Annotated in this window: 18 protein-coding genes; 6 read left to right on the plus strand and 12 right to left on the minus strand. The window is 67.6% G+C overall.

Going from position 1 to position 20174, the window contains the following annotated elements:
• Positions 1-10 precede the first annotated feature (10 nt).
• From ABID97_RS17615 to ABID97_RS17625, 3 genes are all read right to left on the minus strand, one after another.
• Positions 11-3166 (minus strand): efflux RND transporter permease subunit, encoded by a 3156-nt coding sequence (locus ABID97_RS17615; RefSeq protein WP_354399706.1) that lies wholly within the window; start codon positions 3164-3166, stop codon positions 11-13.
• Positions 3163-4356: an efflux RND transporter periplasmic adaptor subunit gene (locus tag ABID97_RS17620; RefSeq protein WP_354399707.1), complete on the minus strand. Its 1194-nt coding sequence runs from the start codon at positions 4354-4356 to the stop codon at positions 3163-3165. The genes ABID97_RS17615 and ABID97_RS17620 overlap by 4 nt, the downstream gene beginning before the upstream one ends.
• Positions 4357-4454: 98 nt before the next feature.
• Entirely contained in the window at positions 4455-6377 is a 1923-nt protein-coding gene (locus ABID97_RS17625) for a potassium transporter Kup (protein ID WP_354399708.1), read from the minus strand.
• Between the two features lie 127 nt (positions 6378-6504).
• On the opposite strand from ABID97_RS17625, the gene hpnC reads away from it, so the two are divergent.
• The 5 genes from hpnC to ABID97_RS17650 are packed head-to-tail and all read left to right on the plus strand — an operon-like array spanning position 6505 to position 10095.
• Entirely contained in the window at positions 6505-7362 is an 858-nt protein-coding gene (gene hpnC / locus ABID97_RS17630) for a squalene synthase HpnC (protein ID WP_354399709.1), read from the plus strand.
• Positions 7359-8198 carry a presqualene diphosphate synthase HpnD gene (hpnD, locus tag ABID97_RS17635; RefSeq protein WP_354399710.1) on the plus strand — a complete coding sequence of 280 codons (840 nt, stop codon included), beginning with the start codon at positions 7359-7361 and terminating at the stop codon, positions 8196-8198. The genes hpnC and hpnD overlap by 4 nt, the downstream gene beginning before the upstream one ends.
• Positions 8195-9454, plus strand: coding sequence for a hydroxysqualene dehydroxylase HpnE (gene hpnE, locus ABID97_RS17640; protein ID WP_354399711.1), 1260 nt, complete (start codon positions 8195-8197; stop codon positions 9452-9454). Before hpnD ends, hpnE begins: the two co-directional genes overlap by 4 nt.
• On the plus strand, positions 9451-9753 hold the full coding sequence (locus ABID97_RS17645; protein WP_354399712.1) for a hypothetical protein: 303 nt from the start codon (positions 9451-9453) through the stop codon (positions 9751-9753). Before hpnE ends, ABID97_RS17645 begins: the two co-directional genes overlap by 4 nt.
• Before the next feature lie 36 nt (positions 9754-9789).
• On the plus strand, positions 9790-10095 hold the full coding sequence (locus tag ABID97_RS17650) for an NIPSNAP family protein (protein WP_354399713.1): 306 nt from the start codon (positions 9790-9792) through the stop codon (positions 10093-10095).
• Between the two features lie 9 nt (positions 10096-10104).
• Here ABID97_RS17650 and ABID97_RS17655 read toward each other — a convergent pair whose 3' ends face one another.
• Positions 10105-10836: an HAD family hydrolase gene (locus tag ABID97_RS17655; RefSeq protein WP_354399714.1), complete on the minus strand. Its 732-nt coding sequence runs from the start codon at positions 10834-10836 to the stop codon at positions 10105-10107.
• 15 nt (positions 10837-10851) lie between these two features.
• Here ABID97_RS17655 and hemH point away from each other — a divergent pair, with 15 nt between their 5' ends.
• A complete protein-coding gene (gene hemH / locus ABID97_RS17660) occupies positions 10852-11886 on the plus strand; it encodes a ferrochelatase (RefSeq protein WP_354399715.1) in 1035 nt (344 codons plus the stop codon).
• On the opposite strand, the gene ABID97_RS17665 is transcribed toward hemH, so the two are convergent.
• The 8 genes from ABID97_RS17665 to ABID97_RS17700 form a co-directional block, all read right to left on the minus strand.
• On the minus strand, positions 11883-12389 hold the full coding sequence (locus tag ABID97_RS17665) for a DUF1993 domain-containing protein (protein ID WP_354399716.1): 507 nt from the start codon (positions 12387-12389) through the stop codon (positions 11883-11885). The genes hemH and ABID97_RS17665 overlap by 4 nt on opposite strands.
• 51 nt (positions 12390-12440) lie before the next feature.
• The gene (locus ABID97_RS17670; protein WP_354399717.1) at positions 12441-13331 is read right to left on the minus strand and encodes an alpha/beta fold hydrolase; all 891 of its coding nucleotides are present in this window, start codon (positions 13329-13331) and stop codon (positions 12441-12443) included.
• Complete coding sequence (locus ABID97_RS17675) at positions 13328-14395, minus strand: branched-chain amino acid ABC transporter permease (protein WP_354399718.1); 1068 nt, start codon at positions 14393-14395, stop codon at positions 13328-13330. The genes ABID97_RS17670 and ABID97_RS17675 overlap by 4 nt, the downstream gene beginning before the upstream one ends.
• Before the next feature lie 16 nt (positions 14396-14411).
• A complete protein-coding gene (locus ABID97_RS17680; protein ID WP_354399719.1) occupies positions 14412-15395 on the minus strand; it encodes a branched-chain amino acid ABC transporter permease in 984 nt (327 codons plus the stop codon).
• Between the two features lie 154 nt (positions 15396-15549).
• The gene (locus ABID97_RS17685; protein WP_354399720.1) at positions 15550-16269 is read right to left on the minus strand and encodes an ABC transporter ATP-binding protein; all 720 of its coding nucleotides are present in this window, start codon (positions 16267-16269) and stop codon (positions 15550-15552) included.
• Positions 16266-17030: an ABC transporter ATP-binding protein gene (locus tag ABID97_RS17690; RefSeq protein WP_354399721.1), complete on the minus strand. Its 765-nt coding sequence runs from the start codon at positions 17028-17030 to the stop codon at positions 16266-16268. The genes ABID97_RS17685 and ABID97_RS17690 overlap by 4 nt, the downstream gene beginning before the upstream one ends.
• 173 nt (positions 17031-17203) lie before the next feature.
• Positions 17204-18391 carry a substrate-binding domain-containing protein gene (locus tag ABID97_RS17695; protein ID WP_354399722.1) on the minus strand — a complete coding sequence of 396 codons (1188 nt, stop codon included), beginning with the start codon at positions 18389-18391 and terminating at the stop codon, positions 17204-17206.
• A 197-nt stretch (positions 18392-18588) separates the two neighbouring features.
• Positions 18589-20130, minus strand: coding sequence for a sigma-54 interaction domain-containing protein (locus tag ABID97_RS17700; protein ID WP_354399723.1), 1542 nt, complete (start codon positions 20128-20130; stop codon positions 18589-18591).
• Positions 20131-20174 lie beyond the last annotated feature (44 nt).

Raw genomic sequence — 20174 nt, forward strand, 5'->3', positions numbered from 1 at the left:
ACCCGCTATTTTAAGCGCTAATCGGAGCCTCTTTCGGCTCCCGCTTGACACGGAACGCCGCGGCGTACATTGCCGGCAGTGCCAGCAGGGTCAATACGGTTGCCACGATCAGCCCGCCCATGATGGCCACGGCCATCGGGCCCCAGAAAACGCTGCGGGAGAGCGGGATCATCGCCAGCACCGCCGCCGCGGCCGTGAGCACGATCGGCCGCAGCCGCCGCACGGCCGATTCGACGATCGCGTCCCAGGCCGGCACGCCCGCCTCGCGGTCGCTCTCGATCTGGTCGATCAGGATCACCGCGTTGCGCTGGATCATGCCCATCAGCGCGATCACGCCCAGGAGCGCCACGAAGCCGAAGGGCCGGTTCAGCAGCAGCAGCGCGCCTGCCACCCCGGCAATGCCCATCGGCCCGGTGATGAACACCAGCAGCGAACGGCTGAAGCTGTGCAGCTGGAGCATCAGCAGCGTGAACACCAGGAACAGCATGATCGGCACGCCGGCCACGATGGACGCCGAGCCCTTGCTGCTTTCCTCGACCGCGCCGGCCACCTCGATGCGGTAGGCGCCCTCGCCGGCCGCGTGCCAGCCGGCTTCGAGCTGGCGCAGCTTCGGCAGCAGCTGCTCGGTCACGGTCGCGCCCTGCAGGCCCTCGACCACGTCGCCCTGCACGGTGATGGCGTAGTCGCGGTTCTCGCGCCACATCACGCCCGGCTCCCAGCTGAACACCGGCCGCGCGATCTGCGTCAGCGGGATCGATCGGCCCGTGGTGGTGGGCAGGTAGGCGTTGCCGATGTCCGAGATGGCCTCGCGCTCGTCCGCGGACTGGCGCAGCACGATGTCGATCAAGAGGTCGTTCTCACGGTACTGGCCCACGGTGGTGCCAGAGAACATCGTCTTGGAGGCCTGGGCGATTGCCTGGCTGGTGACGCCGAGCGCGCGCGCCTTGGCCTGGTCGACCTCGAGCCGGATCACCTTGACCGATTCGTTCCAGTTGTCGTTCACGCCGCGCATGTTGGTGTTCTCGCGCAGCACGGCCTTGACCTCGTCGGCATGCATGCGCAATTGCGCAGGCTCGGTGCCGATGACGCGGAACTGCACCGGGTAGGGCACCGGTGGCCCGTTGGGCAGCAGCTTCACGCGGCCGCGCACTTCAGGGAACTCCTGCGCCAGCAGGGTCGGCAGCTTGATGCGCAGGCTTTCGCGCACCTTCAGGTCCTTGGCCAGCACGATGAGCTGCGAGACGTTGGTCTGCGGAAAGACCTGGTCCAGCGGCAGGTAGAAGCGCGGCACGCCGGAGCCGATCCAGGTGCTCACCGTCTTCACGCCCTCTTCCTTCATGATGCGTTGCTCGACCCGCCTGGCAACCTCTTCGTTCGCGGGGAACGAGGTGCCCTCGGGGAACCAGATGTCCACCATGATCTCGGGCCGGCTCGAATCCGGGAAGAACTGCTGCTGCACCTTGCCCATGCCGACGATGCCCAGCCCGAAGATGAACACCGTGGCGAGGATGGTCAGCCAACGATGCTGCACGCACCAGTTCACCGTGCGGCGGAAGGCGTTGTAGAACGGCGTGTCGAACAGTTCGTGCGGCGGCGCATCGGGGTCGTGCGGCTTCACCTTGAGCAGCAGCGTGCCCAGGTAGGGCACGAAGTACACCGAGACGATCCAGGACAGCACCAGCGCGATCACCGTCACCGCGAAGATCGCGAAGGTGTATTCACCGGTCACCGACTTGGCGATGCCGATCGGCAGGAAGCCCGCGGCGGTGATGAGCGTGCCGGTGAGCATGGGCTTGGCGGTCACGTCGTAGGCGAAGGTGGCTGCGCGCACCTTGTCGTAGCCCTCCTCCATCTTCCGCACCATCATCTCGACGGCGATGATCGCGTCGTCCACCAGCAGGCCGAGCGCGATGATGAGCGACCCCAGCGATATCTTGTGCAGCCCGATCCCGAAGTAGTTCATGGCCAGGAAGGTCACGGCCAGCACCAGCGGGATCGTGATGGCCACCACCAGCCCGGGCCGGACGTCGATGTACCAGCCGAAGCGCCCGCCCTTGTGCAGGCCGAGCGAGATGATGCTCACCGCCAGCACGATGGCCACGGCCTCGATCAGCACGCCGACGAACTCGTTGACCGAGCTGGCCACCGACACCGGCTGGTCCTGCACCTGCGCGAGCTTCACGCCGGCCGGCAGGCGCTGGTCGATGGTCGCGGTGGTGGCGCGCAGCGCCTTGCCCAGCGCGATGATGTCGCCGCCCTTGGCCATGGAGACGCCGAGCGCGATGACTTCCTTGCCCTGGTGGTGCACCTTGACGGCCGGCGGATCGATGTAGCCGCGGTGGATGTCGGCAATGTCGCCGAGCTTGATCTGGTTGCCCGAGCTGCCGCGGATCGGCATCTCGCGCAGCTGCTCCACGCTGGTGAACTGCCCTGCCACGCGCACCTGCACCACGTCGAGCGGCGACTGGATCGTGCCCGCGCTTTCCACCGCGTTCTGCGAGCCCAGCTGCGCCAGCACCGCGCTGAAGTCCAGCCCGAGCTGGGCCACGCGCTTCTGCGAGATCTCGATGTAGACCTTCTCGTCCTGCACGCCGAACTGGTCGACCTTGGCGACGTCCTTCACGCGCAGCAACTGTTGGCGCACCTCGTCGGCCAGGGTCTTGAGCTCGGCGTAGCTGAAGCCTTCGCTTTCAAGCGCGTAGATCACGCCATAGACGTCGCCGAAGTCGTCGTTGAAGAACGGCCCCTGCACGCCTGCGGGCAAGGTGTTGCGGATGTCGCCGATCTTCTTGCGCACCGTGTACCAGACATTGGCGACGTCGCCGGCCTTGGACGAGTCCTTGATCTGGAAGATGATCTGCGACTCACCCGGCTTCGAATAGCTGCGGATCTTGTCGGCGTAGGGTGCCTCCTGCAGCGTGCGCTCGAGCTTGTCGGTGACCTGCTCGGCCACCTGCTGCGCGGTGGCGCCGGGCCAGTAGGTGCGCACCACCATGGCCCGGAAGGTGAACGGCGGATCTTCGTCCTGCCCGAGCTGGAAGTAGGCAAAGGCTCCCAGCACCATCAGCACCACCATCAGGTAGCGCGTGAGCGGCGCGTGGTCCAGCGCCCATTTGGAGAGATTGAAGCCGGCGGGCTTGTCGGTGTTCGCAGCGCCCTGGCTCATTTGGCCGCACCTGCTGCGATCTCCTTCTTCGTGGCCGAAGCGGCCCCGGCTTGCTGTGCCGGCTCCTTCGCATTGGCGGCTGCCGCGGCAGCCTCCTTGCTCTGGTAGACGGTGACCTTCTGCCCTGGCGAGAGCACGTGCACGCCCGCGGCCACGACCATCATGCCGGGCGCGAGCCCGCCGCCGATCACGGCCTCGTTGCCGTCGGCCGTGGCCACCTGCACCGGCTGCGAGCGCACCGTCATGGTCGCCTTGTCGAGCACCCAGACCGCGGTGCCCTTGCCCTCCTGGCGCAACGCGCTGGTCGGCAGCTTCATGACCGCGACACCGGTGCGGGCCAGCGCCTGCGGGCGCGCATAGACGGTGGCACCGAGCGGCGGCGAGGTGGCCGCATCGATGGCCACCTTGACCGAATAGGTGCGCGTGACCGCGTCGGCGCTGGCGGCCACCTCGCGCACCTGGCCCTGCAGCTCGGCGCCGCCCGACCAGCCGCGCACCGTGACGGGCGAACCGGGCCTGATCAGCCCGGCGCGGTCTTCGGGCACCGCAAACACCACGTCGCGCGCCCCGTCCTGGGCGATGCGGACGACCGGCGTTCCGGCCTGCACCACCTGCCCCGGCTCGGCTTCGATGGCGGTGATGATGCCGGCGACGTCCGCCACCAGCGTGGTGTAGCTCGCCTGGTTGCCCTGCGACGAAAGCTGGGCCTGCGCCTGCTCGAGCTGGGCCTGCGCGGACTTCCAGGTGGACTCGCGGCGCTCCAGCTCGGCGCCGCTGATGAAGTTCTGCTCGCGCAGTTCACGGTAGCGCTTGAGGTCTGCCGCGGCGAGATCGCGGTTGGTCTGCGCCGCGGCGAGCTGGGCCCGCGCCGCATCGGCCGCCAGCCGGTAGTCCTGCGGGTCGAGCTGGGCCAGCACCTGGCCGGCCTGCACATGCTGGCCGAGCTCGGCCTGGCGCCGGGTGATCTTGCCCCCCACGCGGAAGCCGAGACGCGATTCGACCCGGGCGCGGACCTCGGCCGAGAACTCGGGCTGGGCATCGAAGTCGCTGGTGCCCACCGTCACCAGCTTGACCGCTCGCACGGGCTCCTCGGCTGGTTTCGACTGCGAGCAGCCGACCAGGAACAAGGCGGGAAGCAGCAGCCATGCAATGGCGCCGCGGGCAGGAGAAAAGCCGGAAGAGGCGGTCATGAGACACCCTGGAAAGGTCGAACCTGGTCAATTACTGACCCACTGGTTAGTAATCTAGGGTAAACCTCAAGGGCTGTCAATCGCGGTTTGAACGCCGGCTAGGTTCTCTGCCCCATTTCGACCAGACGGTTGTCCGGAAGCTCGAAATAGTCCGACGCCCTCCCCGCGTTGCGCTGCAGCCAACCGAAGAGCGCGCGGCGCACGGGGTTCATGCCCGGGAGGTTCTCCTCGCCGACCGACGCCCGCGAGACGAAGTACGAGGTCTTCATCGAATCGATGGCCAGCCCTTTCTGGTAGGCGAAGATCCGCATGAACTCGGGCACGTCGGGCCGCTCCATGAAGCCATGGCGCGCCGTGACCACCCAGATGCAATCCGTCAGGTGCTCGGCCTCGATGCGGAGGCGCGCATCGACGCGCGGCGTGTCGCAGGCCAGCACGCGCAGCACGATCACCTGCTCGTGCAGCACCTGGTTGTGCTTGAGGTTGTGGAGCAAGGCATGGGGCACCGCCGTGGCGTCGGCGTTCAGGAACACTGCCGTGCCCTTCACCCTGTGCGGCATGTCGAGCGCGAGCGACTCGAAGAAGGGCCTGAGCGGCAGGCTTTCGGCCATGGCGGCTTCCAGCCCCAGGCGGCGCCCCTTGGACCAGGTGGTGAAGAGCACCATCACCCCGGCCGCCACGGCCAGCGTGAGCCAGCCGCCTTCGGCGATCTTGAGGCTGTTGGCCGCGACGAAAGTCAGGTCGACCAGGGCGAAGGCCGCGACCCCGAGCACCACCGCCACCCGGTTCCAGCGCCAAAGCCCCCAGGCCACGATGCCTGCCAGCAGCGTGGTCGTCACCATCGTGATCGACACCGCGATGCCGTAGGCCGCCGACAACGCCTCCGAGCTGCGAAACCCCAGCACCAGCAACAGCACCCCGGTCATCAGCAGCCAGTTGACCACCGGCACGTAGATCTGGCCGATGGCCGCGCCCGAGGTCTGCACCACCCGCATGCGCGGCAGGTAGCCCATGCGCATGGCGTGGGCCGTGAGCGAAAAAGCGCCCGAGATCACCGCCTGCGAGGCGATCACGGTGGCCATGGCCGCCAGCACCACCATCGGCAAGACGCCCCAGGCGGGAAAGAGCCTGAAAAAGGGGTTGTCGATGGCCGACGGATCCGCCAGCACCAGGGCGCCCTGGCCAAAATAATTCAGCACCAGCCCCGGGAGCGCAATGAAGAGCCACGCGCGCCGGATCGCCCGCGTGCCGAAGTGGCCCATGTCGGCGTACAGCGCCTCGCCGCCAGTGAAGGCCAGGAACACCGCGCCGAGCACCGCGAGCGACTGCAGCCGGTGCTCGACCAGGAAGCCGATGGCCCGGCGCGGATCGAGCGCGCCCAGCACCTGCGGATGCTGCAGCACCTGCCAGCCGCCCGCGACGGCGAGCACCCCGAACCACAGCACCATGACAGGGCCGAACACCTTGCCGACCGCGCCGGTCCCCTTGCGCTGCACCGCAAAGAGCCCCAGCAGGATGAGCATGGTGACCGGGATCACCGCACGCTGCAGCACCGGCGCCTGCACCTCCAGCCCCTCGACCGCCGACAGCACGGAAATGGCCGGGGTGATCAGGCTGTCGCCGTAGAACATGGCAGCGCCGACGAGGCCGAGCACGCCGATGGCGTTCCACAGCCACGGCCGCGCCTGGGACCCCCCGGCCGCGCTGCGCGCAAGCGCCTGCAGGGCAAGAATCCCGCCTTCGCCGTCGTGGTCGGCACGCAGCACGAACACCACGTACTTGAGCGTGACCACGAACAGGAGGCCCCAGAAGATCAGGGAGAGCAGGCCCAGCACCGTATCGGGCGAAAACGCCACGCCATGCTCGGGGTTCAGCGTTTCCTTGAAGGCATAGAGCGGCGAGGTCCCGATGTCGCCGAACACCACGCCCAGCGCCGCAAGCGTCAGGCCCGGTCCCGCCGCATGAGACGCCTCGCCGTGCGTCGGACTCTGGACGGCCGGAACCTGTGCCTGTGCATTCATGGAATCTTGGAATTGGATTGGGAGCTGACGCCGCGAGCATAGTGCCGCCGCGCGTGTCGCGGACAATTGCCGCGTGCCTGAACCCTCACCCATTGCCGCGCCGCCGGCGCATTACGAGAATTTCCCCGTGGCCTCCTGGCTGTGCCCACCCCACCTGCGACCGCCGATAGCGGCGATCTACCATTTCGCGCGCACGGCGGACGACATCGCGGACGAAGGCGATGCCTCGCCCGAGGAGCGGCTGGAAGACCTTCGGGCCTATCGCGAAGAGCTCCGCGCCGCCGCGCGCGGGAGCGTGCCCGGCTCCGCGCGCTGGCCCTACGTGTTCGGACCGCTGGCCCACAGCATCGCGCAGTTCGAGTTGCCCGAAGCCCTGCTGGCCGACCTGCTGAGCGCCTTCATGCAGGACATCGAGAAGACGAGCGGCGGCGGAACCTACGCCGACCGCGCCGAGCTGCTCGACTACTGCCGCCGCTCCGCCAATCCCGTCGGCCGCCTGCTGCTGCACCTGTATGGCGTGCACGACGCGAAGGCGCTGGAACAAAGCGACGCCATCTGCAGCGCGCTGCAACTCATCAATTTCTGGCAGGACACGAGCGTGGACCTGCCGCGCGGCCGCTTCTACGCGCCGCTGTCCGATTGCGCCCGCCGCGGCCTGACGCCCGAAAGCTTCAGGGCCTTCATGCCGCTTGGCGACGCGCCCCCGCCGCAGGAAGCCATCAACCTGATCGCGATCGAATGCGCCTGGGCCCGCGAGCTCATGGCCCGGGGTGCGCCGCTGGTCCATCGCCTGCCCGGCCGCACGGGCTGGGAGCTGCGCTTCGTGGTCCAGGGCGGCTTGCGCATCCTCGACAAGATCGAAGACCTGGGCTTCGACACCTTCTCGCAGCGCCCCACGATCGGCAGATCCGACGCGCCCTTGCTGGCCTGGCGCGCCCTCCGGATGCGGAGACAATTGCCGGCCATGAAAGCGCCCTTCCGATGACTCCCGAGCAATACGTACAGGATAAGGCCGCCGCCTCGGGCAGCAGTTTCTACTACGCCTTCCTGTTTCTGCCCAAGCCGCGCCGGGCCGCGATCACCGCGTTCTATGCCTTCTGCCGCGAGATCGACGACGTTGTCGACGAGGTCAGCGACCCTGGCGTGGCGGCCACCAAGCTGGCCTGGTGGCGCACGGAGGTGGCGCAGTCTTTCTCCGGCCCGCCGCGCCACCCGGTGATGCAGGCCCTTGTGCCGCATGCCGCCGCCTACGGCATCGAGCCCCGGCAGCTCAACGAGGTGATCGACGGCTGCCAGATGGACCTCGACCAGACGCGCTACCTCGACTTTCCGAACCTCGCGCGCTACTGCCACCTGGTGGCGGGCGTGGTGGGCGAAGTCGCGGCGCGCATCTTCGGCCAGACCGATGCGCAGACCACCGCCTACGCGCACAAGCTCGGGCTGGCGCTGCAGCTCACCAACATCATTCGCGACGTGGGCGAAGACGCATTGCGCGGCCGCATCTACCTGCCCGTGAACGAGCTGCAGAAGTTCGACGTCAAGGCGCACGAGATCCTCAACCGCGTGCATTCGGAGCGCTTCGTGGCGCTCATGAAGTTCCAGGCCCAGCGCGCGCATGCGGCGTACGACGAGGCCCTGGCCTTGCTGCCCGCCGCCGACCGCCGCACGCAGAAGCCCGGCCTCATGATGGCCAGCATCTATCGCACGCTGCTGCGCGAGATCGAGCGTGACGACTTCCAGGTGCTGAACCAGCGCGTGAGCCTGACGCCGGTGCGCAAGTTCTGGCTGGCGTGGAAAGTCCAGGCGCTGGGGCGCATTTGAAGACCGCCGTCATCGGCGCCGGCTGGGCCGGCCTCGCCTGCGCGGTCGAAGCCACGCGGCTCGGCCAGGCCGTGACGCTGTTCGAGACGGCGCACATGGCGGGCGGGCGCGCGCGGCGCGTCGACCGCATGCATGGGCTGACGCTGGACAACGGGCAGCACATCCTCATCGGCGCCTACACCGCCACCCTGCAGCTGATGCGCGATGTCGGTGTCGACGTGGAACAGGCGCTGCTCCGGCTGCCGCTCTCGCTGCGCTTCGCCGATGGCGGCGGGCTGAAGCTGCCGCGGCTGCCGGCGCCGCTCGACCTGCTGGCCGGCATCTTCACGGCAGAGGGCTGGACCTGGCGGGACAAGTCCACGCTGCTGCGCACCGCGGTGCAATGGCGCCTGCGCGGGTTCCGCTGCGACCCGGGCACCACCGTGGCCACGCTCTGCGCGGGCCTCACGCCGCGCGTGATGGAAGAGCTGATCGCGCCGCTGTGCGTCTCCGCGCTCAACACCCCGGTCGACCAGTCCAGCGGCGAGGTGTTCCTGCGGGTGCTGCACGACGCGCTCTTCAGCGGCAGCGGCGGTGCCGACCTGCTGCTTCCACGCGCGGACCTGGGCGCGCTCTTGCCCGATGCCGCCCTGGCGTGGCTCGCCCGACATGAGGCCACGCTGCGCATCGGCGTCCGCGTGCATGCGATCTGGCCCGAGGGCGCGACATGGCGTGTCGATGGCGAGCGATTCGACAACGTGGTCCTGGCCTGTGCGCCGTGGGACGCCACGCGGCTCGTTCGCGCCTCGGGTCTTTCCGCCGACCGCTGGTGCGACACCACCGAGGCGTTGCGCTTCGAGGCCATCGCCACGATCTACCTGCGCGGCGCCACGCCGCTCGCGGAGCCGATGCTGGCGCTGCGCAGCGACCCCAAGGCCGCGCCGGCCCAGTTCGTGTTCGACCGCGGCCAGCTCGGCGGTCCCGAAGGCGTGCTGGCGATGGTCGTGAGCGCGAACGACACGCCGCGCGAAGCCTTGGAACACCAAGCCATTGCACAAGCCGCAACCCAGCTGGGCCAGGCCGGATTGCAGCCCGTGCAGACCGTGGTCGAGAAGCGCGCCACCTTCGCCTGCACGCCGGGGCTCGTACGGCCCCCAGCGAAAATCGCGCCGGGGTTGCAGGCCTGCGGCGACTACACCGAAGGCCCCTACCCCGCCACACTCGAAGGCGCAGTCCGCAGCGGACTGGCCGCAGCCCATGCATCGACTTCACCATGACCGAACTGCGCTACCTGGATTTCGACTACAGCGAAGACACCGAAGGCCACGGCACCTTCGACGCGATGGCGACGACATCGCCCACGAAGACGCGCGAGGTGCTGGCCGAAGTCGCGCAGGTCCTGGCCTGGGCCAACGCCAATTTTCCGGAAGCGCAAGGCGCCCTGGAAGACGGGGCGGCCTGGGACTTCGACCTGCAGCAGGCGCGCGAAACGCCGGAACTGGACACCGTGACCTTCTCGCTCGGCGGCACCGCCGAATTCTGCGCGGCGCTGCGCGCGCATTTCAAGCTGGACTGAACACCCGACAGCCGCTTGCCCTTCACGGAAAGAACCATGGTCACCTGCTACCTGCGCTACATCGTCGATCCCTACAAGCTCAAGGAATTCGAGCACTACGGCAAGCTCTGGATCCCGCTGGTCGAGAAGTTCGGCGGGCAACACCACGGCTACTTCCTGCCGTCGGAAGGCGCGAACAACGTGGCGCTGGCAATGTTCAGCTTCCCGAGCCTGGCGGCCTACGAACAGTACCGCGCCGATTCGATGCGGGACCCCGAGTGCCAGGCGGCCTTCAGGTATGCCGAAGACACGCGCTGCATCCTGAGCTACGAGCGCAGCTTCTTCCGCCCCGTGTTCTCGTAGAACGGAAAGTCAGGCGCCGAGCGCCACGCACAACGCGTGCAGGTTCGGCACGATCAGTTGCGGACGCGCACCGTGCACCCACGGCCGCTCGTCGCGCACCAGCCAGGCGGCCTGCATGCCGGCGTTGAGCGCGCCCACGACGTCGAGCTCCGCGTCGTCGCCCACGTGCAGCACGTCCTTGGGCAGCAGGCCGACCGATGCGGCGGCGGCGCGGAAGATCGGCGCATGCGGCTTGCCGCTGCCGAAGGCGCGCGCGTTGAACGCAGTGCGAAACCAGCGGCCCACGCCGGTCAGGTGGACGTCGGCGTTGCCGTTCGAAATGGCCACCAGCGGATAGCGCTCGCTGAGCCACTTGAGCGCCGGCAGCGCATCGTCGTACAGGGTCACGCGCTGGCGTTCGGCAAAGAAGGCATCGAAGGCCGGATCGGCCAGCGCCGGGTCTTCGCCCGCGCGCTTCAGCGCCGTGCGGATCGATTCGCGGCGCAGCGCGCTGAGGTCGTGCGCCAGGTCCGACCGCTCCTTGGCCGTGGCTTCGCGCAGTTCTCGCAGGACGCCCGGCGTCAGCAGCAGCGACGCGGTCTTGGGCGCTTCGCGCAACAGCCATTCCTGCAGCACGGTCTCGGCACGCTCGATGGTCGGCCAGATCGGCCACAGCGTGTCGTCGAGGTCGAGCGAGATCGCCGAGATGCGCTGGACATCGAGCGGCTCGGCGCCCGCCAGCGCGGTGGAAACGGAAGTCATGCCCGAGAATATCGCATGCCTCAAGACAACGGGAACAACAGTTCCACCGCCCCGCGCACCGCCGTACTCTGGTGCAACCTCGGCTCGCCCGACGCCCCTACCGCGGCTGCCGTGCGGCCTTATCTTGCGGAGTTTCTCGGAGACCCGCGCGTGGTCGAGATTCCCAGGCTGCTCTGGGCCGTGATCCTGTACGGCATCATCCTTCGCGTGCGGCCCGCCAAGTCGGCCGCCAAGTACGCGAGCATCTGGATGGCCGAGGGTTCGCCCCTCAAGGTATGGACGGAAAAACAAGCCACGCTGCTCGCCGGCTGGCTCGGCGAACGCGGCCACCGCGTGGCGGTGCGCGACGCGATGCGCTACGCCAGCCCCTCGATTGCTTCGCGGCTCGACACGCTGCTGGCCGATGGCGTCACGCGCGTGCTGGTGCTGCAGGCCTACCCGCAGTATTCGGCCACCACCACGGCCAGCGTGATTGATGCGGTGAGCGACTGGAGCCGCCGGCAGCGCCGCATTCCGGAGTTCCGTTTCGTCAACGAGTACCACGACGATCCGGCCTACATCGACGCGTTGGCGCAGCGCATCGAGCGCCACTGGAAGAGCGAAGGACGCGGCGAGGTGCTGCTGATGAGCTTCCACGGCATTCCGGCGCGCAACATCGCGCTCGGCGATCCGTACCAGGCGCAGTGCCTGGAAACCGCGCGCCTGCTGGCCGTGCGCCTCGGACTGTCGGCCGCACAACATCGCGTCACCTTCCAGTCGCGCTTCGGCCGCGCCAGGTGGCTCGAGCCCTATACCGAACTCACCCTGCGCGAACTCGGCGCGAGCGGGGTCAAGCGGGTCGACGTGGTGTGCCCGGGCTTTCCGGCCGACTGCCTGGAAACGCTGGAAGAAATTGCAATGGAAGGCCGCGAAGCCTTCATGCATGCGGGCGGCGAGGCCTTCAGCTACATCCCCTGCCTGAACGACAGCCCCGCATGGATCACCGCGCTGGCAGGCATTGCCGAACGCAACCTCGCGGGCTGGCCCACCCGGCCCGCCACAGGGCCCTAGAACTTCCCCAGGTAGTCCATCTTGCCGATGGGCATGCCCTTGTGCCGCAGCACGTCGTAGGCGGTGGTCACATGGAAGAAGAAGTTCGGCAGCGCGAACTGCAGCAGATAGCGTTGTGCCGTGAAATGCGCCTCGCCTTCGCGCGACTTGATGGTCACCTGGCGTTCTTCCTGGCCGTCGATCAGCGTGCGGTCCACGGTGGCGAGAAACGCCTGCGTCTTCGCTATGCGGGCCAGCAGTTCGTCGTAGGTCTTTTCCTCATCGGGAAAGCTCGGCGCCGCGATGCCCGAGATGCGCGCCACGCCGAGTTTCGATGCGTCGCTCGCCCGCTGGACCTGGCCCGCCAGCGTGATCATGTCGGGTGCGAGCTTCGCATCCACGAGCGCCGCGGGATCGATGTCGTTGGCCTTGGCATGCGCCAGGCTCTTCTCGAGCACATGGGTGAGCTGGCCAAGACCGCGCGAGAAGACCGGCACCGAGAGGTCGTAGAGCGAAAGCGCCATGGGTAAATCCTTGTGGTTGGAATCGGCGGCGATTGTCCCGCCGACTCGCCTTCAGCGACCGGCGGCGTTGATAAACCCTTCGACCAGGTCCAGTTGTTCCGGCACGTTGAGCGCGGGCGCGTGGCCGCACCCCTGGATTTCGATCACCTGCAACAGCCCGGCGGCGCCCGGCCCCCGCTCCTGCATCTGCTGCGTGACTTCGGGCAGCACCAGGTCGGATTCGGCGCCGCGAAGGCACAGCACCGGCACCTCGATGACGTCGTAGTGCGGCCAGATCAGGTAGTCGTTGTCGTGCGCGCTGAACTGCCGGACCATGGCCGGGTCGTAGTGCGGCGTCACGCGGCCGTCGGGAAGGCGGCGCGTGGAGCTTTCGGTCAGGCGGCGCCACTGCGCATCGCTGAGCCAGCCATAGGGCTTGTAGACGGTGCGGAAGAACAGCTCGAGCTCTGCCACGGTATCGAACGCGGGCGGCTGGCCTGCGTAGGCGCGGATGCGCTCGATGGCGGACTGCGCGAGCTGCGGCGCGTTGTCGTTCAGCACCAGGCTCGCGATGCGCGCCCTCATGCGCGGCTCGAACAAGCCCGAAGCGCAGACCGTACCGATGGCGCCGCCCATGGAGGTGCCGACCCAGTGCACGCGGTCCAGGCGCAATTCGTCGCACAGCGCAGCCGCCATGCGGGCGTAGTAAGACAGCTGGTATTCCTCGTCGGGCAGCGGGCTCCACTGGCTCAGCCCGCGGCCGATGGTGTCGGGGCAGATCACGCGGAAGCCACGGGCGGCAAAGTGCTGCGCCAGCTCGTCCATGTCGCGGCAGGTGCGCGCCAGGCCATGCCACGCGATGATCACCGGCGCGTCCGCCGCGCCCCATTCGAGCCAGTGGACCTCGCGGCCCGCGAGCTGCGCGTAGCGGGAGACCACCTGAACGGAAGGATCGGTGCTCATCGCGCGGCCCTCGCCCTGAGCTTGCCGACGATGCCGGTCGGAAAGTAATACACCGAGAGCACGAACAGCACCCCCAGCCACAGCAGCCACCGGTCGGGCGACAGCAGCGCAGCAAGCCACGGCAGTCCGCTCGCGGCCTCGCTGCCCACGCGCAGCAGGTCTTGCAGGTAGCTTTGCGCCAGCACGAACAGCACCGCGCCAATGGCCGCGCCGTAGATCGTGCCCATGCCGCCGATCACCACGATCAGCAGCACGTCGATCATGATCTCGAAGCTCAGCGAGGTATCGGGCCCGTTGTAGCGCAGCCAGATCGCGAGCATGGCGCCGGCCAGCGTGGCGAACAGCGCCGACAGCACGGCCGCCGTGGTGCGGTAGACCACCACGCGGTAGCCGATGGCCTCGGCGCGGAACTCGTTCTCGCGGATCGCCTGCAGCACGCGGCCGAAGGGCGAATTCACGATGCGCAGCAGCGCGAGCACCAGCACCACGGCGGTCACGAAGAGCATGTAGTAGCACAGCAGCCGGCCGTCGAGCGAGACGCCGAGGAACGGTTCTTCGGCGAACTCGAAGCTCGGCGAGATCAGCTCGGGCAGCTTGAAGGTGAGCCCGTCTTCGCCGCCCGTGAAATCCGACAGCTGCGAGGCCAGCGTCTGGAACGCCGAGGCCACCGCCAGCGTGATCATCGCGAAGAAGATCGCGCGCACCCTGAGCGAAAACAACCCGATGGCGAACGAGAGCACCAGCGAGACCGCGAGCGCCGCCCCGAGGCCCAGCAGCACCGCGCCCCAGCCGGGCCCGAGCCGCGTCGCGGAAATCGCGATGCCATAGGCGCCGATGCCGAAGAACATGGTGTGCGCAAAGCTCACGATGCCGGTGTAGCCCAGGAGCAGGTCGAAGCTCGCGACCAGCACCACGAACACCAGGATCTTGGCCGCGACGCTCAGCGCCTTCACGCCCGGGAAGATGAAAGGCGCAAAGGCCAGCGCGATGAACAGCACCACCAGCAAAAGCGCCAGCAGGCGGCTTCGGGGCGTGTCGTTGGAGAGAAGTCGTTTCAGGAACATGGCGGCTTCTTCTTTCTCAACGGTTGGCCACCGGGTACACGCCCTGCGGCCGCCACAGCAGCACGGCCACCATCAGCAGGATGCTCGCGAACTGCGTGAGCGTGGGCAGCAGGAAGCCGATGTAGTTGGTCATGAGCCCCACGAGCAGCGCACCGATCAGCGCGCCGCCCGTCGAGCCGAGCCCGCCGATGATGATCACGATGAAGATCAGCACGTTGACCTGCGCGCCCATCTGCGGCACCAGGTTCTGCTGGAACAGACCCCACATCACGCCACCCAGCCCGGCCAGCGCGCTGCCCACCACGAACACGCCGACGAACAGCCGGCCGATGCGGTAGCCGAGCGACTCGACCATCTCGCGGTCCTGCACGCCGGCACGGATCAAGAGGCCGATCTTGGTGCGGCCCAGCGTCCATGCGAGCAGGCCGAACACCACGATGCCCACCGCCACCGCGAGCAGCCGGTACTTGCTGATGGCCGCATCGCCGATCAGGAGCGAGCCGCGCAGGGCCTCGGGCAGCGGCAGCGGCACCTGCGCCGGTCCCCAGATCACCTTGATGAGCTCCTCGCCGATGATCATGCCGCCCATGGTGATGAGGATCTGCTTCAGGTGCTGGCCGTACACGGGCCTCACGATGAAGCGCTCGAACGCCAGCCCCACGGCGCCCGCCACCGCCATGGCCACCAGCATGGCCGGAAACACGGCGACGAGGTTGCGCCACAGCTCGCCCGAACCGGTCCAGTCGCCCATCAGGCCGAGCACGCTGCTGGCCACGAAGGCGCCGAGCGCGATGAACACGCCGTGGCCGAAGTTCAGCACGTCCATGAGGCCGAACACCAGCGTGAGGCCCGACGCGATGATGAAGATGATCATGCCCATTGCGAGGCCCGCGACCGTGAGCGTGAGCCAGGTCGAGAACGAACCCGTGAGCGGCAGCGCCACCGCGGCGAGGATGGGCGCGAGAAGCAAGGGCTTCCAGTCGAAATCGAGTGCCTTCATTGCTGCGCTCCCTTTTCTGGCTCCCTCTCCCGCTTGCGGGAGAGGGTTGGGGTGAGGGCCAGCGGCGTCGACATGAGGACACGACCACCACACAGGCCGTCCACCCTCACCCTAGCCCTCTCCCAGAGGGAGAGGGAACAAGACATTGAATACGTCATAACGCGAGACCCAGAAGAGATTGCTGCAATTGCGCATCCGCGGAGAACGCCGCCATGCCGCCGCTGTGCACCACGCGGCCGTTGTCCATCACCGCGACGTTGTCGCCCAGGCGCTGGGCGAAGTTGATGTTCTGCTCCACCAGCAGGATCGTCACGCCGCTTCTCTTGAGCTCGGCGAAGGCGTCGATCATGTTGTTGATCATCACGGGCGCGAGGCCCTTGCTGGGCTCGTCGATCAGCAGCAGCTCGCGCGGCTCGACGATGGCGCGCGACACCGCGAGCATCTGCTTCTGCCCGCCCGAGAGCTTGCCGGCCGGATGGTTCCAGAACTTCTCCACCGCGGGAAAGAGCTTGAAGATCCACTTCAGCCGCGTGTCGTCGATCTGCGCGGCGTTCTTGGCGCTGCGCGCGGCGAGCAGCATGTTCTCCTTGACCGTCAGGTCGGAAAAGATGCCCATGCTCTCGGGCACGTAGGCAATGCCGAGCTCCGCGATCTGCGGCGTGTGCATGGCCGCGATGTCCTTGCCGCCGAAGCGCACCGTGCCCGCCGATGCATGCCACAGGCCCATGATGGTTCGCAGCGTGGTCGTCTTGCCCGCGCCGTTGCGGCCCAGCAGCATCGTGAGCTGGCCCTTCGGTACCGCGAGGTCGACGCCGTGGAGGATGTGGTACGCCCCGATGTGCGTTTGCACGCCTTGTAGTTCGAGCAGGTTCATGCCGGTTCCTTCGCGATGCCCAGGTAGGCCTCCTGCACCACTGGCGAGGCAATCACCTCGGCCGGCTCGCCGTCGGCCACCAGCGCGCCGTTGTGCAGCACGATGATGCGGTCCGCGAGTTCGCGCACCACGTCCATCTTGTGTTCGACCAAGAGGATGGTCTTGGTCTTGTCCCGCTTGAGCTTGCGGATCAGGTCGAGGATGACCGGCGCCTCGGCCGCGTTCATGCCGGCGGTCGGTTCGTCGAACATGAAGACCTTGGGCTCGAGCGCCATGAGGAGCGCCACTTCGAGCTTGCGCTGGTCGCCGTGCGGCAGGCTGGCCACCGTGGCATGTTCGCGCGACTTGAGCGCCACGTCGGCCAGGATCTGCTCGGCGCGTTCGGTCAGCGCCTTGTGGTCGCTCCAGATGCTCCACAGGTTGAACCCGCGCCGGTGTGCGCCCTCGCGCGTGGCCTGCACCGCCAGGCGCACGTTCTCCAGCACCGTGAGGTTGGGGAACAGGTTGGTGAGCTGGAAGGCGCGCCCCAGCCCCGCATGCGTGCGCGCCGACGGCGACAGGCCCGAGAGCAGTTGCCCGTCGAGCGAGACCGTGCCCGCGCTGGCCTTGAGCTGGCCCGAGATCAGGTTGAAGTAGGTGGTCTTGCCCGCGCCGTTGGGTCCCACGATGGCCGTCAGCGTGCCCGGCGCGAAGGCGCAGCTCACGCCGTTGACGGCCACGTGGCCGCCGAAGCGGATGGTCAGGTCTTTCGTCTCAAGCATCGTTGGTCATGGCAAATGAAAGTGGTGCGGACCGGCTCGAAGGCTGCCGATCGCTTCAGGCATGGGCGCGCCCCGCGCCCCGCCGCGGGCGCAGCCGCGCGGCGTAGCGGGTGTCGCTGCCACCGCTGCCCGCAAGGACGGCACCCTGCGGCCCCACGGCGGTGGCCTCTTGCTCAGCGCTTGTTCTTGATCGGGATGTCCATCTCTTCGGGCTTGATCTCGCGCACCAGCTCGGGCACGCCCCACGCGAACGCCGGGTCCACCTTGATCTTGAAGTGGTACATCGACTGCATCGCCTGGTGGTCTTCCTTGCGGAAGGTCATCTTGCCCTTGGGCGTGTCGAAGCTCATGCCTTCCATGGCGCCGATGAGCTTGTTGGTGCCGGTGTCGCCGGCGGTCTTCTTGAGCGCCGTGACCACCGCCATCGCGGCCGAGAAACCGCCCGCCGTGAAGAAGTCCGGCGGTGTCTTGAACTCCTTGTAGTGGGCCGACACCAGGGCTTCGTTGACCGGGTTCTTCGGGATGCCGAAGTAGTAGTACGCCGCGCCTTCCATGCCCGGCAGGTTCTTGTAGGCGGCCATGGCCGGCAGGATGTTGCCGCCGGTCGCAATCTCGATGCCGTAGCGCTTCAGGTCGAGGTCGACGATCTTGAAGGGGTTGCCCGCGCCGGCCCAGACGATCCAGATGATCTTGCGGCCGGGCTGGTCCTTGAGCTTGTCGATCAGGCGCTGCGCACCGGCCGTGAAGTCGGTGGTGGCGGGCGGCAGGTATTCCTCGTGCACCAGCTTCGCCTTCTTGAGGGCCGCGCCGAAGGCCTTCACGCCGTCACGGCCGAAGGCGTTGTCCTGCGCCAGCGTGGCCACCGTCACGCCGGCCTTGTCGACGGCCACGGCATTGGAGATGGCGTCCTGGCTCGAATTGCGGCCGGTGCGGAAGATGTACTTGTTCCACTTGTCGCCGGTGATCGAATCGGCCACCGCGGGCTCGACCACCAGGACCTTCTTGTACTCCTCGGCCACGGGCAGCATCGCCAGCGCCACGCCCGAAGACGTGGGGCCCACGGCGAGCGCGGCCTTGTCATCGGAGTAAGCGGCTGCGAGCAGCGACTTGCCCAGGTCGGGCTTGCCCTGGTCGTCCTTCTCGATGACCACGAGCTTCTTGCCGTTGACCATCATCGTGCCGCCGGTGGCGTAGTCCAGGCCCATCATCAGGCCGGTCTGCGTCTGCTTGCCATAGGCCTCGAGCGGACCGGTCTTGCTGTAGATGTGCGCAATGCGGATTTCGTTGGACTGGGCCCATGCGGGGGCGGTTGCGGCGCAGGTGGCGAGTGCGGCCAATGCGACGAGGTGGCGACGGTTCATTCTTTGTCTCCTGAAATAGGTGACTGAATATTGCACAGTTCGTGCCACGTACCAACCTGTTGATTACAAAGGGTTCTTCATTGGGAACAAGCCCGGATCGACTGAACTTGGAACACTCGTTGTGTATTTATTTCAGTCAACTGCATGTTTTTCAGTCAGGGTTTTCGAGGGTGCTTCGTCCTCCGCCCCCCACGCCGTCAAAGACCTTGGCTGGTCATCCGCTCGTACAGCGTGGCGCGCGAAATGCCGAGCAGCCTCGACGTCGCCAGCTTGTTTCCGCCCGTGGACGCCAGCGCCGCGGCGATCGCCTTGCGCTCCAGCTCCGCGATCTGTTGTGCCAGCGGACGCAGCAGGTCGCCCTCGTCGCTGCCGGCCGCCTGCGACGCGGCGGGCAGTTCGATCTGCTCCAGCCCCGCCTCGCGCAGGATGCGTTCGAGCTGCGCGGCATCGATGCGCTGCGAATCGCTTCGCATCGTCACCTGCTCGAGCACGTTGCGCAGCTCGCGGATGTTGCCGCGCCAGTGCTGGCCGGCCAGGAGCGCCAGCGCATCGGGCGTGAGTTCGGGCGGCGCCTCGCCGCTGCGCAGCGCCATGTCCTCCCCCAGTGCCTCGACCAGCGCCGGAATGTCGCTGCGGCGATCGCGCAGCGGCGGCACGCGCAGCGGCAGCACGTTAAGGCGGTAGTACAGGTCTTCGCGGAACTGGCCGCGCCGCACCAGCTCGGGCAGGTCGCGCGAGGTGGCGGCAATCACGCGGGCATCGAAAGGCACCAGCTTGTTGGAGCCGAGCGGCTCGATCTCGCCCTCCTGCAGCGCGCGCAGCAGCTTGGCCTGCAGGCCGAGCGGCATGTCGCCGATCTCGTCCAGGAACAGGCTGCCGCCGTCGGCAAGCTTGAACTTGCCTTCGCGGCCGCGGCGGTCGGCGCCTGTGAAGGCACCGGGCGCGAAGCCGAAGAACTCGGCCTCCAGCAAGGTGTCTGGCACGGCCGCGATGTTGACGCTGACGAACTGCCCCTTGGCCCTTGCCGACGACGCATGGATCGCATGCGCGAGCAGCTCCTTGCCGGTACCCGTTTCGCCGAGCAGCAGCACCGGGCTCGTCGATTGGGCCGCGCGGCGCGCATGGCGCTTCACCTCCACGGCCGCGGGGCTGCTGCCGATGAAACTCGCAAAGGTGTACTTGGAGCGCCGCTGCCCATCGGCCGCATGCTGGTAGAGCGGGTTGTTGCGCTGGCTCGCGAGTTCGCGCCGCGCGTCGTCGAGGTCGCGCTGCAGCAGCGCGAACTTGCTGATGAGCGGCTGCAGCGTGGTTTCGGGCTGGTCGAACAGCACGATGCCGATGGCGCCGATGACCTCGCCCGCGCTGCCCTCGCGCCCGTCGCTTTCAGCACGCAGCGGAATCCGGCTGACAACGAAAGTACCTGCCTTGTTGGTGAGCAGGTCGACCAAGATCGGCTCCCCGGTTTCCAGGACGCGCCGCATCTGCGTGTTGGGAATCACGTCCTCGACCATGTGGCCCATGAACTGGTCGATCGACGAGAAGCCCAGTGCGGGCAGGAAGCGCCGGTAGCCTTCGTTGACCCACACGATGCGCCCGCTGCGGTCGACCAGGAACATGCCCTGGCTGATGCTCGAGAACAAATGGAACATCGATCGCGCCGCCAGCGCCAGGATGCCGTCGGCATCCAGAGGCAGGGCAGGCAGCGGGGGCGGTGCGGGAACGGGCGTAACTGCGGACATGGATCGGATCGTAGCGCGCATCAATCGGCCGCGAATCGAGCATC

Origin of the sequence: Variovorax sp. OAS795, from assembly GCF_040546685.1 — a bacterium.
GTDB lineage: Bacteria > Pseudomonadota > Gammaproteobacteria > Burkholderiales > Burkholderiaceae_C > Variovorax.

Bases quoted from the DNA above. Each gene is read 5' to 3' on its own strand.
- ABID97_RS17690 (WP_354399721.1), bottom strand. From the start codon at position 17,030: ATGCTTGAGACGAAAGACCTGACCATCCGCTTCGGCGGCCACGTGGCC.
- hemH (WP_354399715.1), top strand. From the start codon at position 10,852: ATGCCTCAAGACAACGGGAACAACAGTTCCACCGCCCCGCGCACCGCC.
- ABID97_RS17655 (WP_354399714.1), bottom strand. From the start codon at position 10,836: ATGACTTCCGTTTCCACCGCGCTGGCGGGCGCCGAGCCGCTCGATGTC.
- ABID97_RS17695 (WP_354399722.1), bottom strand. From the start codon at position 18,391: ATGAACCGTCGCCACCTCGTCGCATTGGCCGCACTCGCCACCTGCGCC.
- ABID97_RS17700 (WP_354399723.1), bottom strand. From the start codon at position 20,130: ATGTCCGCAGTTACGCCCGTTCCCGCACCGCCCCCGCTGCCTGCCCTG.
- ABID97_RS17625 (WP_354399708.1), bottom strand. From the start codon at position 6,377: ATGAATGCACAGGCACAGGTTCCGGCCGTCCAGAGTCCGACGCACGGC.
- ABID97_RS17670 (WP_354399717.1), bottom strand. From the start codon at position 13,331: ATGAGCACCGATCCTTCCGTTCAGGTGGTCTCCCGCTACGCGCAGCTC.
- ABID97_RS17675 (WP_354399718.1), bottom strand. From the start codon at position 14,395: ATGTTCCTGAAACGACTTCTCTCCAACGACACGCCCCGAAGCCGCCTG.
- ABID97_RS17685 (WP_354399720.1), bottom strand. From the start codon at position 16,269: ATGAACCTGCTCGAACTACAAGGCGTGCAAACGCACATCGGGGCGTAC.
- ABID97_RS17665 (WP_354399716.1), bottom strand. From the start codon at position 12,389: ATGGCGCTTTCGCTCTACGACCTCTCGGTGCCGGTCTTCTCGCGCGGT.
- ABID97_RS17615 (WP_354399706.1), bottom strand. From the start codon at position 3,166: ATGAGCCAGGGCGCTGCGAACACCGACAAGCCCGCCGGCTTCAATCTC.
- hpnD (WP_354399710.1), top strand. From the start codon at position 7,359: ATGACTCCCGAGCAATACGTACAGGATAAGGCCGCCGCCTCGGGCAGC.
- ABID97_RS17645 (WP_354399712.1), top strand. From the start codon at position 9,451: ATGACCGAACTGCGCTACCTGGATTTCGACTACAGCGAAGACACCGAA.
- ABID97_RS17680 (WP_354399719.1), bottom strand. From the start codon at position 15,395: ATGAAGGCACTCGATTTCGACTGGAAGCCCTTGCTTCTCGCGCCCATC.
- ABID97_RS17620 (WP_354399707.1), bottom strand. From the start codon at position 4,356: ATGACCGCCTCTTCCGGCTTTTCTCCTGCCCGCGGCGCCATTGCATGG.
- ABID97_RS17650 (WP_354399713.1), top strand. From the start codon at position 9,790: ATGGTCACCTGCTACCTGCGCTACATCGTCGATCCCTACAAGCTCAAG.